This is a genomic window from Sporomusa malonica, assembly GCF_900176355.1.
Taxonomy (GTDB): Bacteria; Bacillota; Negativicutes; order Sporomusales; family Sporomusaceae; genus Sporomusa; species Sporomusa malonica.
In genome coordinates this window covers 38,936-54,635 of sequence record NZ_FWXI01000021.1, presented here as the reverse complement: position 1 = coordinate 54,635, position 15,700 = coordinate 38,936, and the positions used below count along the sequence as shown (strand labels likewise).

The 15,700-nt window shown below is 44.1% G+C and carries 14 protein-coding genes; 13 read left to right on the top strand and 1 reads right to left on the bottom strand.

The features are described 5' to 3' along the window. The first annotated feature begins 15 nt into the window (after positions 1 to 15). The 11 genes from B9A22_RS19490 to B9A22_RS19440 all read left to right on the top strand — a co-directional run bounded on the left by B9A22_RS19490 (position 16) and on the right by B9A22_RS19440 (position 11,161). Complete coding sequence (locus tag B9A22_RS19490; protein ID WP_084577609.1) at positions 16 to 735, top strand: GNAT family N-acetyltransferase; 720 nt, start codon at positions 16 to 18, stop codon at positions 733 to 735. A 55-nt stretch (positions 736 to 790) separates the two neighbouring features. Further along, entirely contained in the window at positions 791 to 2,077 is a 1,287-nt protein-coding gene (locus tag B9A22_RS19485) for a hypothetical protein (RefSeq protein WP_084577608.1), read from the top strand. Between the two features lies 1 nt (position 2,078). Next, positions 2,079 to 3,191, top strand: coding sequence for a histidinol-phosphate transaminase (gene hisC / locus B9A22_RS19480; RefSeq protein WP_084577607.1), 1,113 nt, complete (start codon positions 2,079 to 2,081; stop codon positions 3,189 to 3,191). A gap of 49 nt (positions 3,192 to 3,240) precedes the next feature. Next, positions 3,241 to 4,029, top strand: coding sequence for a ThiF family adenylyltransferase (locus B9A22_RS19475; RefSeq protein WP_084577606.1), 789 nt, complete (start codon positions 3,241 to 3,243; stop codon positions 4,027 to 4,029). 177 nt (positions 4,030 to 4,206) lie between these two features. After that, a complete protein-coding gene (locus B9A22_RS19470) occupies positions 4,207 to 5,556 on the top strand; it encodes an MATE family efflux transporter (RefSeq protein ID WP_084577605.1) in 1,350 nt (449 codons plus the stop codon). A 22-nt stretch (positions 5,557 to 5,578) separates the two neighbouring features. After that, complete coding sequence (locus tag B9A22_RS19465; RefSeq protein WP_084577604.1) at positions 5,579 to 6,607, top strand: hypothetical protein; 1,029 nt, start codon at positions 5,579 to 5,581, stop codon at positions 6,605 to 6,607. Between the two features lie 87 nt (positions 6,608 to 6,694). Then, positions 6,695 to 9,040, top strand: coding sequence for a xanthine dehydrogenase family protein molybdopterin-binding subunit (locus B9A22_RS19460; RefSeq protein WP_084577603.1), 2,346 nt, complete (start codon positions 6,695 to 6,697; stop codon positions 9,038 to 9,040). Continuing rightward, positions 9,037 to 9,510 (top strand): (2Fe-2S)-binding protein, encoded by a 474-nt coding sequence (locus tag B9A22_RS19455; protein WP_084577602.1) that lies wholly within the window; start codon positions 9,037 to 9,039, stop codon positions 9,508 to 9,510. Before B9A22_RS19460 ends, B9A22_RS19455 begins: the two co-directional genes overlap by 4 nt. Further along, positions 9,510 to 10,349 (top strand): FAD binding domain-containing protein, encoded by an 840-nt coding sequence (locus B9A22_RS19450; protein ID WP_084577601.1) that lies wholly within the window; start codon positions 9,510 to 9,512, stop codon positions 10,347 to 10,349. The genes B9A22_RS19455 and B9A22_RS19450 overlap by 1 nt, the downstream gene beginning before the upstream one ends. A 44-nt stretch (positions 10,350 to 10,393) precedes the next feature. Beyond that, a complete protein-coding gene (locus B9A22_RS19445) occupies positions 10,394 to 10,723 on the top strand; it encodes an STAS domain-containing protein (protein WP_084577600.1) in 330 nt (109 codons plus the stop codon). Positions 10,724 to 10,735: 12 nt separating this feature from the next. Next, a complete protein-coding gene (locus B9A22_RS19440; protein WP_084577599.1) occupies positions 10,736 to 11,161 on the top strand; it encodes an ATP-binding protein in 426 nt (141 codons plus the stop codon). 62 nt (positions 11,162 to 11,223) lie between these two features. Here the strand turns inward: B9A22_RS19440 and B9A22_RS19435 are convergent, their stop codons facing one another. Then, positions 11,224 to 11,811: a hypothetical protein gene (locus tag B9A22_RS19435; protein ID WP_176215609.1), complete on the bottom strand. Its 588-nt coding sequence runs from the start codon at positions 11,809 to 11,811 to the stop codon at positions 11,224 to 11,226. A 414-nt stretch (positions 11,812 to 12,225) separates the two neighbouring features. Here B9A22_RS19435 and B9A22_RS19425 point away from each other — a divergent pair, with 414 nt between their 5' ends. Beyond that, a complete protein-coding gene (locus B9A22_RS19425) occupies positions 12,226 to 14,721 on the top strand; it encodes a diguanylate cyclase domain-containing protein (RefSeq protein ID WP_084577596.1) in 2,496 nt (831 codons plus the stop codon). Positions 14,722 to 14,783: 62 nt separating this feature from the next. Further along, a complete protein-coding gene (locus tag B9A22_RS19420; protein ID WP_084577595.1) occupies positions 14,784 to 15,581 on the top strand; it encodes a transporter substrate-binding domain-containing protein in 798 nt (265 codons plus the stop codon). The last annotated feature ends 119 nt before the right edge of the window (positions 15,582 to 15,700 follow it).

Below are 15,700 nucleotides of genomic sequence, written 5' to 3'. Positions count from 1 at the left end.
AAGGGAGTGAAGTTTTTGACAGTGCCTGAAGAGCAGCTGTTGGTGACAGGGCGGATTAGAAGCCGTGTAAACAAGCAGTGGTATCCCTATACGATGAGAGTATTAAAAGAGAGCGATTTGCCCAGTGTGTTAGAACTATACGACTTTGTGGTAGAAAATATAGAGGATTCAGATATGCTCTGGCGTTATGCCAATGAAACAGTCGTAGATTTTTTGGGTCAAGACGGAATTGTGGCCGGAGTCTTTGTGGATCGAACTCTAGTAGGTTTTCGGGTGATGTATTTTCATCACGAGGGTGATCCGAATAATCCGCTACTGTGCAACAGGTCTTCTTATGGCAAAACGGCGCACTTGGCATTGTGTGTTGTTCATCCTGAGTTTCGCGGTAATTCGCTGCAAAAACATATGGGGGTTCATCTTCTAAGGGTGGCGCAGGCATCAAGACCGTTCCCTACTATGTGTTCCATCGTATCTCCCCATAATTATCCAAGCATCAGCGATAAATTCTCACTGAATATGGTTGTTGTGAAATTAATGCCTAAATTCAGAAGGATTTGGCGCTATATATTTTACCGAGATATGGATACTCCGATCACAGCGGTGGATAAGAAATTGATTTTTGCCGCCAGCTATGACTATCCACGACAGATTGAGCTGTTAGAACAGGGCTATTATGGCGTTCAGCTTGGGACAAGTAGTGGTGAAACAGGTTTGTTTTTTAGAAAGCTGCGATAAAAGTATAGTCTGTATCCATCGTACTGAAAGAAAACAGTAAACGGGGAGATTGATTATGGAAGAGCATAAAGTGGTGGAATTACGAACACCTTTGGCGATGGAGATGCTGCCCTTGGTGACCGGGTTTGCTGAAACTGCGGCTAAAGCATTTGGCTTAGATGATGCTAGAAGCCTGCGATTAGGTTTGGCAGTAGAAGAAATATTTGTCTTTATTTCGGCTCAGGCGGGAAAGAGCGAGAATATGCGTCTGATTGCCAGGTCAGGCGGGTATTATGTTGAGATTGTCTGCTTAGTTTCACCTCAAGCGCTACCAACAAAAGTCATGAATAAGACTGCTGCTACAGATATAGAAGATGAGGATTTTTTGGCAGAGATGGGTATTTTGTTAGCAGCCCGCATGGTGGATCGATTTAAGTTGGTGTTGGAACAAGATAAGGAAATGGGTTTATATTTTCTAGTGGAAAAACAGTATCCTGAGATGACAGCCCAATTGGCAATGCCGCCCAAGGGGAACTATTCGATCGACGCTGGCGGGCGGGAAGAGTTGAAGCAGTTTGCGCAGCAGGTAATTAGCAGTTATGGCGTAGCAGCTCCTGATTTCTTTCGCTTTCCTGGTAAGGTTGTTGATATGGTAGACAGTGGTGAATATGAGGCTGTATTGGCTCTTGATGGCAAAGGGAATGTGGGCGGTGGTATGTTATGGAAGTGGAATGGCAAGCTGGTGGAAGCCTATGGGCCTTATGTTTTTCAGGAAGGACTGGCGACACTGTTAGTGGAAAAAGTTCTGGAAAAATTAGCCCGTTCCAGTGCTGTCAGTATGGTAGTTAGACAGCCGACAAAGGAAATTCCAGTAGATTATTTTGAGGAACTTGGTCTGCCTCAGTCTATCCCTACGGAAGAAATAGTGAGCCATTACACTGTGCTGTATCGGCAATTAGAAGAGGATACAGGAATGGTGGTTTTTGTCCACTCCTCATTGAAAGGTTTTGTGGAGAAATGTTATGAACGTCTTGTTTTGCCCCGCAGCATCATTTCCGTTGAACAAGCAGGTGAAAAACTAGTCCCTCATTCAGTATTTGCCGTTTCAGTGGACCGGAACCAAAAACAGGCCGTCCTTTCTGCGCTGGTGGTTGGGGCAGATGCTCAGGCTGTTTTACGGGAGTATGTCTCCTCTTTGCGACAACAGGGCGTGTCAACAATGTTTTTTGAATTGGACATTGGTAAAGAACTAGAGGCCCTGCTGGCAGCAGATCTTAGAGCAGCAGGTTTTGCACCTTCCTTCGTTTTGCCATGGGGTGGACAGGGTGATGTAGTTGTATTCCAATATGCGGGAGGAGAATAATATGTCAGGCCAGTTTCCTCCCCTCAAACAGTTAGTACCGCCATATATCCATAAAATTGAGCCATATATCCCAAGTAAACCTGATGATGTGCTGAAACAGATGTATAATTCGCCGGTGCTATGCCGTATGAACAATAATGAGAATGTGATCGGGCCACCGCCACAGGCACTAGAAGCCATCAGACGTTTTGAACCAGAACGGGCGGCTATTTATCCCAGCGGGGATGCCTATCATTTGCGGCAGCGATTAGGCGAGATTTATGGAATATCGCCAGATGCTTTTATTGTCGGCAACGGTGCCAATGAGGTCATTGCCTTTGTAATCAAGGCTTTTTGTCAGCAGGGTGACAATATTATCACCGCAGATAAGACGTTTGCTGTGTATGAGTGGGTGGCCGAATTTTCTGGATTTGAAAGCCGGTTGGTACCGCTCAAAGAGTATGGTTTTGATGATGAGGCTATGTTGGCTGCGGTGGATGACCGGACGAAAATTATCTTTATCTGCAATCCCAATAATCCGACCGGGACATACTGGAGCGATACACGATTACGGGCATTTCTTGACAAGGTGAACGGACGGCAAATTGTTGTGGTGGATGAAGCCTATGCCGAATTTGCCGAGGCAGCGGATTTTCCTGATGGGATGAGTCTGATTAAGGAATATCCTAACCTGGTTATTTTTCGTACTTTTTCTAAAATGTATGCCTTAGCGGCACTGCGTATTGGCTATTTAGCAGGCAATATTGACATAGTTAATGTCATTCGTCGCACCTGTATTGTTTATTCGGTGAATGCTTTGGCCCAAGACGCAGCTCTTGCGGCTTTAGCTGATGATGGTGGTCATGTTGCGCGGACAAGGGTATTGGTGCGAGAGTCCAAGGAATATCTGAAGCAGGAACTGGATGCTTTGGGACTACACTATATTTGCGGTGAAGGTAATTATGTCATCATTCGTCTGCCCTTCAGTGATACATTGGCTTATCGCAAACTAATGCGTATGGGTTACATGGTGCGTACCATGACTGGTTTCCGGTTTCCCAATCATATTCGTGTTACTCTGCATGCTGTGCCGGTTATGGAAGGGTTTATCAGAGCATTGAGAAAAATTATTTAAATTTTAAGGCAATAATCATTCATACATATGAGAGAAAGGAGAAAAAAACATGGATTTTCTTAACAGATTACAGCCGCTTTTGCAAAAAGAGGGATTAGACATTTTGGCGCATTCGTACATAGCCTTGTCTGGATTGGGAGGCGTTGGTGGGGTTGCTTTTCAAGCCTTGGTACGGTCGGGGGTTCGCCGGTTTCGTTTAGCAGAAAACGGCATATTTGATCCTCCTGATATGAACCGCCAGCCAGGAGCGACTGCGTTTACTATGGGACGCCCTAAACTAGACGTTTATGTGGAATGGGCGCACGCTATAAATCCGGCTATTGAGCTGGAACTATATCCTGACGGAATCAACGTCGACAATATTGAGGGATTTTTGCAAGGAGCGGATGCATATATTGGCGTCATCGACGCAGAGAAAGGTCAAGACGTTAAAGAAAAAAGCGGGAAGTTAAGTGCCAGGATGGGTATTCCTCTTTTTACTGCAGGCGCTATTGGTTTTGGGGCATTGCTGGTAAATCATCACCCTGACGGCATGACTCCAGCAACATTTTGGAGTATGGCTGAGCGTCAGGGGCGGAATGGAGGTATTTTGCCAATGATGATTGCAGAAAGCTTTCACCCGGAAATTAGGGCACGTATTGAACAGGGATTTGCGCAAGGGATATTATCCACCACGGCAGTAGGGGCTAACATGGCAGGGACTGTATTGGCTAATGAGGTTATGACTTATCTGCTGCAGCCGCTGGGATGGCTTGATCGTGAGCCGTTATTTGCGCCGCAGTATCTTGCGATTGATTTGCTTAATCTTAACATGACAGTTTCGTCAGTTGAAGATTGAACAAATCATAAATAGTAGTGGCTCTAAGATAGAAAGAGGGATGAAATTGTGACTGGAGAGTCTAAAAAAAGTCCGGTGAGATTGATAGCTTTAGTCCTGCTGATACACAAGGGCCAGAGTTTTGAGAAAAATTATTGAATTCTAGTTAAGGTATTGTTTGGACGCTGGGAGGGTAAGATGGCAGTTGCAGTCGATATGGCAGAGGATCCCGTTCCACTAGTAATGATTCGGTTAGCTATTCCATTAATGGTTTCCTTGTTTTTTCAAAACTTATATTCCTATGTAAATACTATTTTTATTTCTTGGTTGGGTGAACTGCCTTTAGCCGCCATTTCTTTAGCGGTGCCATTAACCTATATTGCTCTTTCACTAGGTAAGGGAATTGCCATGGGCAGTGTGGTGCTGATCAGTCATGATAGAGGCGCTGGTGATGAGGCTGATGCCCGGCAGATGGGCTTGGCAATATTGCCACTTATGACACTCATTATGATATGGTTTTTGCCCCTCATGCTGCCAGGGTTATGTCGTGCGTTTTTTACTTTTCTGGGTGCTGATGCAATGGTCATGGATCATATTTACGGATATACTTTTTGGTTGGTTGCTGGCTTTCCTGTTATGGGATATGTCATGACTGCTGAGGCCTTGTTTATGGTCCAAGGAGATACCGTGACTCCGATGAAGGCAATGATTCTGGGGAATGTGCTGAATATGGTGCTTGATCCAATCCTTATATTCAGCTTAGGCCTCGGGACTGCTGGCGCAAGCATTGGTACCTTGATTGGGCAGATTGGGGCTGCTGTCTATTTAAGTTGGCGTTTGCATGTGGCTGGGCATAGACGACTGACGGTCATCCCCACACGGAGAATGATCCAATATTGGAGACGCATTGCTAGTCAGGGAATGTTTATTGCTAGTTCTTATCTGGTTTCGCCGATTGGCTTGATGCTGCTGAATGGAGTGCTTATTCAATTTGGAGCAGTTGCGGTTGGTGCGTGGAATATGATGTCGCGTACGGAAATGATGGTTATGTTGCCCATCATGGGTATGAGCAATGCGTTGGCAACTTTTATTAGTTTTAATGCAGGAAAACAAGAATATCGCCGTATTAGAAGCGGCGTAAAATTTTTCTTTATATTATCTCTTGGCATTGTATTGCCTGTCATGCTGCTGTTTGTTTCGTTCCCACATGTGTTAAATGCTGTCTTCCGGCCTCCGGCGGAGCTGAGAGAACTAAGCGGTTACGCCATTCAGGCATCAGGCATGGCCATTGTTTTTGCTACGCTACTATTTGCGTTCTATGGCACAGTGCAAGGGCTGAAAAGGCCAGCCTTAATGATGATTGTTTCTTTTACTTACATCATTGTATTACGGGTGCCACTGGCTTATTGGATTGGCAGCCATTGGGGTGAGCGCGGGGTGTTTTGGAGCCATCCGCTGGCAACTATGGGCGCAGCGATGATCGCCCTCACATTGCTGTGGCGGTTGCAAAGAACTTTACCAAGTATGGAACAAGGGTTTAATAAATAAGCGGGAATGAGGAGGATGTCATATGGCTGAAGAGTCTAGAGCAAAGTCTTGGGAAATTGATTTTTTTAGTCCTGCGGATGCGCTAGGTGTGGTAGAATTGTACCGCGCAATTTATGGTGAAAATTATCCAAGGCGGGAAGTGTATGATCCTGAGGAACTGATACGTCAGAGTGAGGCTGGTGAAACATACCGGATGGTAGCTCGTACTGATGCGGGCGAGGTAGTGGGACATGTTGCTTTATACCGCTCATCCCCACCCAACAAAGAATTGTATGAACATGGACAAATGATGGTTAGGCACGACTTTCGTCAGACAATGATGGCGATGAAGTTGATTAGTGAGTCTATGAAAAAAATTCCCCCGCGATACGGGTTAGAACAGGTTTGGGGCGAAACGGTATGTAATCATTTATTTATGCAACAATCCGCGGTGCGGCAAAAATTTCACGAAACAGCGCTAGAGATGGATTTGATGCCTGCTGAATCGTATAGTCAGGCGAATTCTCAATCGACGAATGGTGGTCGCGTTTCGACTTTGGTTGTTTTTCGTACTTTTAAAGCTAGACCACAGACCATCTATTTGCCGAGCGTTTACGAAGAGATGCTGCAAGAAATCTATGCTGACACAGATTGCGGTCATACCTTTGCTACATCAGATGAGATACTGCCAGCAGAAGTAGCAACAGTGGGAGAACTACAGATGTTTACCGATGCCGGTGTGGCAAGGATCACTTTTGATGAAACAGGTGGCGATTTTGCAGCGTATCTTGATGACGTGGAAGGGCAGACAGTAGCAGCGGGTATTGTGGTTACGCAAGTGTTTATTAGACTCACTCGTCCTTGGACAGGCACTGTAGTTGATATTTTGCGCCAACGCGGGTACTTTTTTGGCGGGGCATTACCCCGTTGGTTTGACGACGACGGCTTTTTCATGCAAAAAATAGTTGGTTCGCCCAATTTTGACGGTGCTAATCTCTATAGTAAACGAGCAAAAAAAATCAAGGAATTTATTGAAATTGATTGGCAAGCTGTAACGGGAACCAGTTTATAAGTTCAAAGCAAGGGAAGGGAGATGCCCAAATGACCAGAAAGCAAATTGAAAACTTGCAGGAATTGCTGGCTAAACGAGTGGAAAGCCATGTTTCAAAGTAGTCGTCCGATAACCAGTGAACCCCTAGTCATCGGCAGATCGGCACCTAGGGTTGATGCATTGACCAAGGTTACGGGTGAAGAACGATATGCTGCTGATTATTACCCGGAAAACTACCTTTGGGCAGGTGTCAAGCGTGCCGCCTATCCCCATGCCAGGATTACGGGTATTGATATTTCACAGGCACAAGGCATGAGTGGTGTCGTTTCGGTTTTGACAAGTCAAGATGTGCTAGGTAGTAATCGCTTGGGTATTTTTGAAAAAGATCAACCCATATTGGCAGATGGTATTGTCCGTCATTATGGCGAGGCAGTTGCATTAGTAACGGCTGAGACGAAAGAAGTGTTAGAACAGGCGCTGGCTGCTATTGTGGTTGAGTATGAACCACTTGCTGCCGTATTTGATCCGGAAGAGGCCCAGAATAAAAATTCGGTAATCCTTCATCCTGGGAGAGCTGACGGTAACACGCTGCTTAGTGGTGAAATTAGCTGTGGGCGGGGCGCAGCAGCTTTAGCAGACTGTGCGTTTAGTGCAGAAGTGTCAATCGAACTAAACTGGCAAGATCATGCCTTTCTTGAAACCGAGGCCGGGGTAGCATGGCTAGAAGAGGACGGTACGATTGCCATGATTGTCTCTACCCAGACACCGTTTCGTGATCGGTTGGAGCTGGCAGAAGCCTTAAAAATACCACCGACCAAATTTAGAGTGATGGCGCCGTATTTAGGCGGTGCTTTTGGCGGCAAAGATGGCATTACGGTACAGGGATTTTTGGCATTGGCAGCCCTTCATTCAGCTGGACGACCAGTAAAAATGTGGTATTCAAGGGAAGAACGATTTCTAGCTGGAACCAAACGACATCCTGCAGTCATGCAATATACGTTAGGGTGTGACCGGGAAGGTGTTTTACAAGCTCTCGACTGTTCTATTTTGCTGGATACAGGTGCTTATTCGGCAATGGGTGGTGAGGTACTTGCTTTAGCCATGGAGCATGCTGGTGGTTCTTATTGTATTCCCCATACATTGATAAAAGGGGCAGTTGTTTATACCAATAACCCCGTTGCCAGCGCCTTTCGAGGGTTTGGGATACCACAGGCAGCGGCCGGAATCGAGCAGGCTGTTGATGAACTGGCGAAATTGGCAGGTTTTGATCCCCTGCAGTTCCGACTGAAAAATGCTGTGCGCCGTGGCAGTGTGACACCTGCCGGAGTGCTGCTGACGCAAACGGTAGGGTTGGAAGAATGTTTGGCAAAGGTAGGGGAACATCGGCTATGGCGTGAACGGCAAGCCTGGCAGAATAGTGCGCCACCCTTTAAACGGCGAGGCGTCGGTCTGGCTGCCTGTTATCATGCGGTTGGTTTTGGGCCGGTTATTCCCGATTATGCCAACGCCAAGCTAGAGCTTTCTCCAGATGGTCGTATTCGTGTTTATGGCGGTGTCGTCGATATGGGGCAGGGCAATGCCGCCACTTACATGCAAATTGTCGGGCATATTCTCTTCCAAGGCTGTGACAATATGGAGCTGGTCTTGCCAGATACATCCAGGACACTCCCTTCTGCTTCATCTTCTGCCAGCCGGACAACCTTTACTTATGGCAATGCTCTTACTGGGGCGGCGAATATCCTGAAAGAACGAATCCTGGCAAGAGCATTGCTGATGTTTTCGTTTCAGCTACTCGAACAACTGAGTGTTGAGGATCTAATACTATTACCCGGGCGAATTTTACATCAGCCTTCTGGTCGGGAAGTTCCGCTGAAAATGATTGCCGGGTTTATGGATGACAGTGAACGGACGGCTACCTATAGTTATACTTGTCCAGTCAATAAACAAGTGTTGCCGACAGGAAAAAATCTACGTCATCATGGATATCCGCATCGGGTATTTTCCTATGGTGTTCAGTTGGTTAGGCTGCAGGTGGATACGTTAACCGGGGAAGTAGAAGTATGTGATCTGCTAAATTGTATTGATGCTGGCTGCGTGCTAAACCCCCAGGTTTTTGAGCAGCAAATCCAAGGTGGCGCTGCCCAGGGAATTGGGTATGCCTTATTCGAAGATTTTGCTCTTAAAGAGGGGCAGATCATGACAAATGATTTTTCTACCTATATTCTGCCAACGGCTATGGATATGCCCAATATGGAAACAGTGGTAGTAGCTTTGGCAGAGGATGATGGGCCATATGGAATGAAAGGTGCAGGTGAAATCAGTATCGACGGCGTTTTACCAGCCATCGCCAATGGTGTTGCTGATAGTAGCGGAACGCGTATTACCAAGGGAACGCTGACTGGGGAAAAAATATTATTGGCTCTCCGTCAAGCCGGTAAGGAGGCTGTGCGATGAGAGTGAAATTTATACTCAATGGTAAGGACACCATTGTAGAGACTCAGTCTGATCGGCGGGTAGTTGATCTTTTGCGGGAAGATTTGGGACTTACTGGCGTAAAAGAGTGTTGTGGTGCAGGTGAATGCGGCGCTTGTACGATACTTGTTAATGGAACAAGCCGTCTTTCTTGTTTGATGCTGGCGGCTCAACTGGAAGGTATGGAAGTAACCACCATTGAAGGCGTAGCACCTGAGGGAGGCTTCGCCATTGTGCAGCAGACATTTATTGATCATGGTGCGGTGCAGTGTGGTTTCTGTACTCCTGGTATGGTGCTGGCAGTGTTAGATTTGCTGCAGCGTAATCCGCAGCCAACCAGTGAGGAAATTCGGGCAGGGTTAAGTGGCAATTTATGTCGTTGTACCGGCTACCAGAAAATTGTAGAGGCTGTGCTAGCGGCAGCTGCCTTGCTTAAGGGGAGGCGTGAGTAATGGAGGTTCTTTTTCCGCGCACAATGGAAGAGTTAAGTGAACTGTTTACGACATACCCTGAGGGGCGTATATTAGCCGGTGGCACTGATATTTTAGTTCAGATTAGAAAACATGGAAATAAACCGCCGGCTTTGTTTTCTGTGGAGCATTTGGCCCAGTTGCAGCAAGTGGAAGAGACTGAAACTGATATTTTTATTGGTGCGGGTGTGACCCACCAACAGCTTTGGGAACTGCCAATTATAAAGGAACGTTTCCCGGTTCTGCATGATGCGTTATCAGTGCTTGGATCGCCACCAGTCCGGCATAGTGGAACGCTAGGTGGAAATTTGTGTACCGCATCGCCGGCAGGAGACACGTTGCCACCGCTTTACGTTCTTGGGGCAAAGATCGCAATTAGCAGCCAAGCAGCAGAGCGCTGTGTGCCGATTACTGAATTTATTCAAGGTCCTGGTTGCACAATGCTGGAAAAAGGTGAAGTTGTAACAGGTATTCATATTCCTTTGCCGGCGCCGAAAGCGTTTTCTGCTTATTATAAGGTTGGCAAACGCAAAGCACTGGCCATTGCTATTGCCAGTTTGGCTGTTATGCTGGAATTAAACGCTGATAAAACAGTGGAAAATATTAAATTAGCCTGGGGAAGTGTCGGTCCTACCGTTATGATACTGCCAGAAGTAGAAAATTTTCTTACGGGGAAGGTTCTATCTGACGAAATTCTATCTCAGGCAGGAGAAATGGCGATTCTAGGCGCTAATCCTATTGATGATATTCGGGCAAGTGCTGAGTATCGGCGACGTCTAACGGCTAATTTACTATTTCGCCTTAGCGGTGATTTAAGATAGGTTCTTGAGGTTTGGGTGAATTTAAAATTAAAGGAGGGCAAACAATGGAAGTGAATAAAGTAGGCGAAATTACGGTAGTTACAATACTAACCAGAGTGGATGCCAATAGTGCTAAAGCAGTAGAAACAAAAATGTCGGAGTTATTGAGTGGTGGTACAAAAAAAATAGTGTGTAATTTCTCGCAAAATGAGTATATTTCTAGTGCTGGGTTGAGGGTATTTCTGTCGGTATTAAAAACTATGAGAAAATCTGGTGGGAGCATTGCGCTATGTTCCTTACGTCCTCAGGTAAGTGAAGTGTTTGATATGGCAGGTTTTATTCCTCTATTTACAATTTGTGATACTGCTGATGAAGCAATCCAACAGTTATCATGAGAGTGCATTATTATGAGCCATGAGAGTATTATATTGAAGAATGATTTGTCCGAGATCGAAACAATGGTTTTAGCGATAGAGGCGTTCGGACAAGTACATGCTTTGCCTTTACGCATTGTTTTTGATATGAATTTAGTGCTTGAAGAAATTATCACCAATATTATGTCCTATGGGTATAAGGATAAGCTGGAACATTGCATTAGGGTGGATATCTTTTGGGAGAACAACTTATTAAGATTAATAGTCACTGATGATGGAGAACCGTTTAATCCCTTAGAGATGGCAGTACCTAATCTTGATATACCACTTGAGGAACGTGCGGTGGGCGGTCTGGGGATATACTTTGTGAAACAGAAAATGGATGAAGTCGTATACAAATGGGAGCAAGGGCATAATGTATTGATAATGAGTAAAGGTTATGCCAAAGAGATGACCTAAAACAGGTAGTAGCCCAGCGGTGGAAATCCGCTGGGCTACTTGTCTGTGGGACGAAACCTTGGCTATAGCACATTACTAACTGGAATGCGCTTATAAGGTAACTTCACCAGTATCTCTTCAGTCAGTTCCTTAAAGGCAAAGGCGGCACTCGTATTAACGCTTTCTGGTTCTCTTATGGATTTGACCACTTTGATTACATCGTATTTTTTAGTTATAGCTGAGTAAGCATAGCACTTCAAGATTATATTAGACTCAATATACGTGTCATCAAGCCAAGGAGAATAAATCTGATTCATCCGAAATTTTGATAATTCTACAACGACTATAATATCTGCGGAAAGTTTATCTGAAAGATCAGACATGGATTTCTTATCGGTCAACTTGGCAGACCTATTTTCTACTAAAAAGGTTTGAGTTATATGTTCAACCGTGTCCGAAGGCATCAATGTATAATAGGGGTATTTGAACGGCTTTTTTATAGTATCCTGGATTATTTGAACATCATCCATGTACTTGTATGTTGCTGTGTTGATTGGCTGCAAAATAGCCACATTAAGTGGCGTAATAGCATAGGCGGGAAGGGTAATATTTGAAAGACAAAAGAGTAGGAGCATTAACAATACCTTCTTAAGCAGATATATTTCAATCACCTCCTTGAGTATTTAAAAAAATATGTCTCCCCACATGTTTCCAGTTTAGTCTTAAATATAATGTATTGCAAGGGGTATTTGATGTGAGATGCATCGAATACCCTTTTTCCTATTTAAAAATTAAATCTAAGCAAAAAGAAACCGGCAATTGGTCTATTATTCAGGAATGCGGAAAATTGTCTAAATGTGGCTGTTTTGTATTTACAATAGTCCTAGTTGATACTAAACTGTTAACAAAGGATATTACTTTTAGGCCAATGACGGCCCATCGTTAGTACGATGGGCTCTTTTGTCCTGTTAAAGTACAACTTTCCGTCTGGATAAGGCAACATCGGTTTCCGCTGTCGCCAAAGGCTCGGCTCAAGCCGTGTTTTCTTTACTAAAATCAGCGATATTAATCTAAGGAGATATGTTATGCGGTGGAATATTGTCAAAAAACTATCTGTTTTTTCAATTATCATCATAACTGTTCCTGTGATTCTCCTGGGATTCCTGACATATCAGGCATCGGAAAGAATACTGATACAGCGGATGCAGAATACAAGTTTGCACATCATGGGAATTGCAGCAGATTATTTTATCCAAAAGTATGTAGGTGAAACAGAGAATACCATTAACCTGCTAACAAGCAGCCCAAACTTCAATTCGGCTATAGCAAGCAGAGAGATAGGGGGCGTGGTATTGCAGGAATGGGAAAATCAACGAAGATTTAATGATCATATCTGGTATGTCTACTTTGGCAGTGCTGACGGAAAAATTGACGTCGTACCATCATGGCAACCAGATTCAGGCTACGATCCACGTGTACGTCCGTGGTATAAGGCTGCTTTTACTAACCCTGGTACAATAGTTTGGAGCAATCCTTATATTGAAACAATTTCCCAAAATACTGTTATTTCGGCTGTGAAAAGCATCGAACACAATGGGGAGTTAGTGGGGGTATTTGCGATTGACACCTCTTTGTATAAGCTTTCAGATATCATTCGTGATCTTAAATTAGGGACTGGTGCGTATGCCATTCTGATAGACAAGGATGCCAATATTATTGCGCACAATGAAGTAAGCGAACTGGGGAAAAATGTTTCAGAGGAGGGGTGGTTTCAAACCCTTGTTCAGCATCCAAAAAAATCTATTTACTATAGTGACGGCGAGAGAACGGTATTTGTCAGTGCAGTGAATATTGCCCAGACTGGTTGGACGCTGGTTGGATTTATTCCTGAAGCTGCTTTTGCCAATGAGTCTCTTCCCATAAAAAACAAAACGATGCAAGTAGGCTTTTGGAGTGTTTTGGCAGCTATAATTATCAGTCTGTTGGCGGCCAGAAGGTTTGTAGGAAGAATGCATAAACTCATACTTGATATGAAACGGGTAGAAGCAGGAGATTTTTCAATCCAGTTTACAGACCATTCATCAGATGAACTGGCTGAATTAAACACAAAATTTCATAATATGGTTAAACATATTCAAGCATTATTGCAGCAGCGAGACCAAACGGCGACCGAGTTGCAGCGCCAGAAAATATACTTTGCTCAGCTTTTTGAGAATTCTCCTGAAAGCATTGCGATACTTGACTCGCAGGCAAGAATTATCGATATAAATAGGGATTTCGAGTCATTTTTCCAATATGAATTGAGGGAAGTTTACGGTAGGTTAATTGACGACGTTATTGTTCCCAGTACCCTTTATGAAGAAGGCCTGGCAATTTCAAAGACTGTTTTAGAAAGTGTCAAGTGCCAATTAGACACTACCAGAAAAAGAAAAGATGGAAGCTTGGTCGATGTTCAGTTGATTGCCTATCCGATTATCATCGATGACCAGGTTGCTGGAATATATGCTATCTACCGAGACATATCGGAGCGTAAAAGAGCTGAAAACCAATTACAGTACATGAGTTTCCGCGACGTATTGACAGGTGTATTTAATCGAAACTATTTTGAACAGGAACTACAGCGGCTTGAAAGTGAACAGAAAATGGACAGGCTTGGTATAATCGTTTGCGATGTTGACGGATTGAAGCTGATCAATGATACGTTAGGCCATGAAAAAGGAGACCTGCTGCTAAAGACAGCGGCAGAGATACTACAATCCTCGATACCCCATGAAGCAGTACTGGCTCGCATTGGTGGGGATGAATTCGGCATTCTGTTACCTGGCGCTGGGGAGGCGGAGTTAGCAACAGTCTATACTCGAATTCACCAAAAGTTACGTGTGTATAATAGCAGTCGATCAGATTTTACGATTAGTTTATCACTGGGATATGCATCAGTCTCTCATGCAGCTTCACTGAAGGATGCTGTGAAGCTGGCTGATAACAGAATGTATAAAGAGAAGCTGCATCGTAGTCAGAGCGCCAGAAGTGCTCTTGTAAAAACGCTGATGCATGCACTTCATGCCCGTGATTTTATCACAGAGGGGCATGGGGAGCGCATGCAAGAGCTTGTGGAAAAATTAGCTCGACGAGCCGGTGTTCACGAATATGCAATTGGGGATATGAAACTCTTCGCGCAGTTTCATGATCTAGGGAAAGTTGGAATACCTGATGGAATCTTATTTAAGCCAGGCCCGCTGGATGAAACTGAGTTGGCTGAAATGCGGCGGCATAGTGAAATCGGATACCGAATAGCTATTGCATCTCCTGAATTGAATCATATTGCAGATTGGATTCTTAAGCATCATGAGTGGTGGAATGGAAATGGTTATCCGATAGGTTTGAAGGGAACCGAGATACCACTTGAAAGTCGTATCTTAGCTATCGTAGATGCCTATGATGCCATGACTAATGATAGACCTTATCGCAAGGGCATGGACAAGGACACAGCTTGTATCGAGCTAACGCGGTGTGCCGGAAAAATGTTTGATCCCAATTTGGTTCATAGCTTTATTGAAATGATTACAGATCCTGATGAGTAATGTCATCGTATCTTAGAGTCGCTAAAGGCTACGTTTATCTGTTGTGACAAGGAGGAGATATAGTGAGGGCGAAATTAACTCGCTGGTTTTCTATCATTATGCTCGTGGTGTCATTAGTTTCAACCGGATGTTCCTTGCCAGATGAATACGGAAGTAGACGTGGTAATAACAGTGAAGCAAAGCGGAAACTCGTAGTAGCGACAAGTATTTATCGGCCATTTGTATACCTAGACGAAAAAACAAATCAGTTAATTGGCTATGATATTGATCTTGCCAATGCGCTTGCTAAAGAAATGGGAGCAACTCTAGAGGTTAAAGTGCTGCAGTTTACAAGCTTAGTACCTGCATTACAAAATAATCAAGCAGATATAGCAATAGCTGCCATGTATATCACCAAAGACCGTAAAGAGCAAATTGATTTTTCGCGACCGTACGTTACAACAGATATGGTGCTAGTAGTACGAAATAATGATCTATCAATACAAAATATACGTGATCTTAATGGGAAAATGGTAGGTGTTAAAACCGGAGCTACGAGTGAAAAAGTAGCTCAGAGCTTAAAAGAGAAGGGTATTCAGATCATCATTAAGAGTTATCGGGAGAGTAGCGAGTACCTGGAGGATTTAGAAAAAGGGCGATTGGATGCGGTTATAAATGATCGGCTGCACCAAAACGAATATGATAAACATCATGACAGTATGGATATTATCGGGGAACCACTAATGACCGCTGATTTAGGGGTAGCAATAAAAAAAGGAGATAAAAAAATGTTAGACTTTATCAATAAAACAATTGATAATATGGACAAATCTGGGTTCAGTACGACTTTACAACATAAGTGGCTAGATAAGGGCAATTAGACAATATTATACAGATAACAAAGGAACCTACAAATTGTTGTCGAAATATATAAATAATTCAAGTTGCTGTTTTTGAGTACGCTATCAGGCAAGTTTAATACTTTTGTAGGAGGCGGGTA

What these genes read in the sequence shown, in the direction of transcription:
- B9A22_RS19485 (WP_084577608.1), top strand. Translation starts at nt 791, where the DNA reads ATGGAAGAGCATAAAGTGGTGGAATTACGAACACCTTTGGCGATGGAG.
- hisC (WP_084577607.1), top strand. Translation starts at nt 2,079, where the DNA reads ATGTCAGGCCAGTTTCCTCCCCTCAAACAGTTAGTACCGCCATATATC.
- B9A22_RS19475 (WP_084577606.1), top strand. Translation starts at nt 3,241, where the DNA reads ATGGATTTTCTTAACAGATTACAGCCGCTTTTGCAAAAAGAGGGATTA.
- B9A22_RS19470 (WP_084577605.1), top strand. Translation starts at nt 4,207, where the DNA reads ATGGCAGTTGCAGTCGATATGGCAGAGGATCCCGTTCCACTAGTAATG.
- B9A22_RS19465 (WP_084577604.1), top strand. Translation starts at nt 5,579, where the DNA reads ATGGCTGAAGAGTCTAGAGCAAAGTCTTGGGAAATTGATTTTTTTAGT.
- B9A22_RS19460 (WP_084577603.1), top strand. Translation starts at nt 6,695, where the DNA reads ATGTTTCAAAGTAGTCGTCCGATAACCAGTGAACCCCTAGTCATCGGC.
- B9A22_RS19455 (WP_084577602.1), top strand. Translation starts at nt 9,037, where the DNA reads ATGAGAGTGAAATTTATACTCAATGGTAAGGACACCATTGTAGAGACT.
- B9A22_RS19450 (WP_084577601.1), top strand. Translation starts at nt 9,510, where the DNA reads ATGGAGGTTCTTTTTCCGCGCACAATGGAAGAGTTAAGTGAACTGTTT.
- B9A22_RS19445 (WP_084577600.1), top strand. Translation starts at nt 10,394, where the DNA reads ATGGAAGTGAATAAAGTAGGCGAAATTACGGTAGTTACAATACTAACC.
- B9A22_RS19440 (WP_084577599.1), top strand. Translation starts at nt 10,736, where the DNA reads ATGAGCCATGAGAGTATTATATTGAAGAATGATTTGTCCGAGATCGAA.
- B9A22_RS19425 (WP_084577596.1), top strand. Translation starts at nt 12,226, where the DNA reads ATGCGGTGGAATATTGTCAAAAAACTATCTGTTTTTTCAATTATCATC.